The sequence below is a fragment of the Nocardiopsis sp. JB363 genome (genome assembly GCF_900143625.1).
Classification (GTDB): domain Bacteria; phylum Actinomycetota; class Actinomycetes; order Streptosporangiales; family Streptosporangiaceae; genus Nocardiopsis.
The window spans coordinates 1-3,261 of sequence record NZ_FRFF01000130.1 but is presented as its reverse complement, the minus strand read 5'-3'; the positions used below and the strand labels follow the sequence as shown (position 1 = coordinate 3,261).

At 70.3% G+C, this 3,261-nt stretch carries 4 protein-coding genes; 1 reads left to right on the top strand and 3 read right to left on the bottom strand.

The features are described 5' to 3' along the window. Both BQ8420_RS19140 and BQ8420_RS19135 read right to left on the bottom strand, forming a co-directional pair. The coding region (locus BQ8420_RS19140) for a sel1 repeat family protein (protein WP_235006367.1) at positions 1–1,516 on the bottom strand (1,516 nt) is incomplete at its 3' end. Positions 1,517–1,671: 155 nt separating this feature from the next. Further along, positions 1,672–2,055 carry an MmcQ/YjbR family DNA-binding protein gene (locus BQ8420_RS19135; RefSeq protein WP_087100511.1) on the bottom strand — a complete coding sequence of 128 codons (384 nt, stop codon included), beginning with the start codon at positions 2,053–2,055 and terminating at the stop codon, positions 1,672–1,674. A 172-nt stretch (positions 2,056–2,227) separates the two neighbouring features. On the opposite strand from BQ8420_RS19135, the gene BQ8420_RS19130 reads away from it, so the two are divergent. Further along, positions 2,228–2,419, top strand: a complete 192-nt coding sequence (locus BQ8420_RS19130; RefSeq protein ID WP_143847422.1) for a hypothetical protein — start codon at positions 2,228–2,230, stop codon at positions 2,417–2,419. A gap of 199 nt (positions 2,420–2,618) precedes the next feature. Here BQ8420_RS19130 and soxR read toward each other — a convergent pair whose 3' ends face one another. Continuing rightward, on the bottom strand, positions 2,619–3,092 hold the full coding sequence (gene soxR, locus BQ8420_RS19125) for a redox-sensitive transcriptional activator SoxR (RefSeq protein WP_087100509.1): 474 nt from the start codon (positions 3,090–3,092) through the stop codon (positions 2,619–2,621). Positions 3,093–3,261 lie beyond the last annotated feature (169 nt).

Sequence of the window (3,261 nt, the reverse complement as noted above, 5' to 3'; positions counted from 1 at the left end):
CCTGCTGGGCGGCGCGTCGGTACCAGTGCTCGGCCTCGTCGGTCTCACCACGCCTTTCTAGAAGGTGTCCGAGGTTGAACATGGCGAGGGAGTTGCCCTCTTGGGCGACACGGAGCCAGGTGCTTTCGGCGATGTCGGCCCGGTCTGCGTGGTAGGCCGTGAGACCGACGTCGAGGCGGTCCTGGTCGGTGGCCGCCTCCAGAGCGCTCTGCCACACCGCTTCGGGCAGGGGGCGGGGCAGGGTGAGGTAGTCAAAGGCCCGCCACCGGAGGCCGTCGTGGTCGGCAGGCACCAGTAAACCGGCCAGACCGCTCCGGGGTTGCGTCGCCCACTCCCAGGCCCGGTCGGTCTCCTCAGGCAGGGGAGGTGGGTCGGGCAGGTAGGCGCTGTGGGCGGTGTGGAGCTGTTCGCGGGTCAAAGAGCTGGACACTCCGGCTTGGGCCAGGCCCACGGCTGCGGCCACCAGTGCATACCCACGAGGGTGGCCGCTGTCGGGGCCATCGCGCCAGGCCTGTTGCAGCAGGGGGCCGGCTGCCAGCTGCTCGGCCACACCGAAGCGTTCATCGGCCGCAGCCTGGACCAGGCGCTCGTTTGCGCTGGCACGGGCGCGTTCGCGCTCGGGCAGGCTCCAGCGGCGGTTGACGACGACCGGTGAGGTCTTGAGTACCGCATACCCCGCCTTCTCCGAGCCAGGGGCAGGGTCGGTGGCGCTCGGGCGCAGGGAATCAAGCCGCTCCCGCCGGATGGTGGCGGCCACCAACGCGCCGGTCCGGCCCAGTTCAGCGACCAGGGCCGGGGTCAGCCCCGAGGAGCTCAGGTGGCGGTCCAGATCGTCCAACCACACCACCCACCCCTGTGGGTTGCGCTTGGTTCTCTCCTGGAGCCAGGCGGGAAGGGAGCGCAGGTCGGTGTCCTCGGGCGGGGCCACCAGCATCCGGTCGGGCAGGGTGCGGGCCAGCGCGGCGGCCAGGGTGCGGGTCTTGCCCGCGGTGGAGGCGCCGGCCACCAACACCAGACCCCCACGCGGTGAGGCCGCAGCCGCTTGCAGACGCCGGTCGAGCTCGGTGTCCACATCCCGCGCCATATAGGGCGGTAGGCCTGCGCCGTCAGGGCCGGGAAGGGCTTCGTGCACGCCCAGGTCACGGGCATCGGCCTGGTGAACGGGCAGAGCCACCTCGACCCAGCCCGGCACCGGCGCCCCCGCCTGTGCGGGTGGGGTGTTCACGGTGACCGGTCCGTGGATGGCGCCGGCCTGGATGGAGACCCCGTGGTTGTCGCCCATGCGGTTGTCGACCTGCTCACCCGCCGGCGCCGGTGCGGGCGTCTGCGCCAGAGAGGTGGAGGCGCGTTTTGAGGGTGTCCAGGCCAGGGCCATGGCTACGGCGGCCAGGACGAAGGAGCTGGTGCCTGCGGCCCAGGAGAGCTCCTGGAGCCCGGGCAGGAACAAGGAAGCCACCCACACCACCAGCAGAGCCGTCCCGCCGACAGCGAGGAGTCGCACCCATGTTCGTCGCATACGCCGAGTCTGCCGCCTACGCGGCGGTTTCGGCTAGGTTCGCGACGATCTGTGGGTGGAGGAACATCCGAACGGAAACCCGCGCGGCGATCCAGCGGTGGTGGGCGGGGTGGGGCGGTCGATCTCCTGGAACCCTGTGTTCGTCAGAGTCCCGCTCATCCGCGGGTCTGGAACCGGTCGGGGTCCACGGGGCGCTCGGCACGAGGCAGGTTGGACACCACCAAACGGTAGGACTCGGCCACCAGCTCCTGGACGAGGGAGGTGTTGATCGAGCCGCCCGGGGCCAGGGTGATCCAGTGCTTCTTGTTCATGTGGTATCCGGGGCTGATGTCGTCGTGGTCTTGGCGCAGGGCCTTGGACTCCTCGGGGTCGGACTTGATGATCACCACCGGTCGGCCCGGGACTTCGGTCATGAGCATGAACACCTTGCCCCGGACCTTGAAGACCTCGTAGCCCGGACCGAAGAACTCACCCGACACCGTGTCGGGCAGCTCGCGAGCATGCTGTTCGGCTCTCTCCTGCAAGGTCGCACCGTCCACGGTCGCCCTCCTTGACCTGGTCGTCTCCGAGCTCGGACCGGACCTGCGCCCGGACGCCGCCGCGCGTGGCCCCTCAGGGCTTCCTACCCTGGTCGACCTGCGGGTTCACCCTGTTTCCGGGGGGTGGACCATCGCGGACTCCTCCCCCTTCTCCATCCCCACCGGGGTGCGTTTGACCAGTTACGCGGGGCAGGCCACCGACCTTCCCACCGAGGTGTTCGCCTCACAGCCGGCCGCCATCGAAGACGGCTCGCTCCCCGTCATCCTCGCCGGGACCTATCACGGCCTCGAACAGGTCGGACAGGCACAACAGGGCCTGGAAACCGGCGTGCGCCCCGGTAAACACGTCGTGGTCCTGGACTAGGGCCCGCTCTGGCCCCCAGGGAGGAGCAGGGCCACCCGGCATGGGCCGCGAAGGAGGGCCCACCGGCCGGTGACCGACCCAGAGCGGTCGAACCGTGACGAGTGTGCGGGGCAGATCGGTGTCACCGGCATCGGAACGCTGGATGGCGGTGGATCCGCCCGGGGCGAGGCGCTCAGGCGATCGGCTGTTGGAGTGCTGCTCAAAGCCCCGTGTCGGGTTCGGTGAGGTGCTCGACCATGAGGCGGCGGGGGCCGGGGCCGGCGGCGGCGAGTTCGTCGTCGGGGTTGGAGAGGGTGCACGAGCTCAGGGACAGGCAGCCGCAGCCGATGCATCCGGTCAGGTCGTCGCGCAGGCGGATGAGTTGGGCGATGCGGGTGTCGAGTTCGTCGCGCCATTGGGCGGAGACCGAGGCCCAGTCGTCGCGGGTGGGGGTGCGGTTCTCGGGGAGCCGTTCGAGGGCCTGGCGGATGCGGGCCAGGGGTAGTCCCACGCGTTGGGAGATGCGGATGAAGGCGACGCGGCGCAGGGTGTCTCGGTGGTAGCGGCGTTGGTTGCCCGCGGTGCGGCGGCTGTGGATGAGGCCCTGGCGTTCGTAGAAGTGCAGGGCGGAGACGGCCACTCCGGCGCGTTGGGAGACCTGGCCGACGGTGAGTTCCTTGGTTGGGCGTGCCACGGTGCTCAGTGTAGGGGTCGTGTGCTTTGGAGGGCGTACAGGCGTGCGTAGGCGCCGCCGCGGAGGAGGAGTTGGCGGTGGGTGCCGGTTTCGGTGACGCGGTCGTGGTGGAAGAGCAGGATGCGGTCGGCGGTGCGGGCCAGGGTGGGGTGGTCGGTGAGGGTGAGGT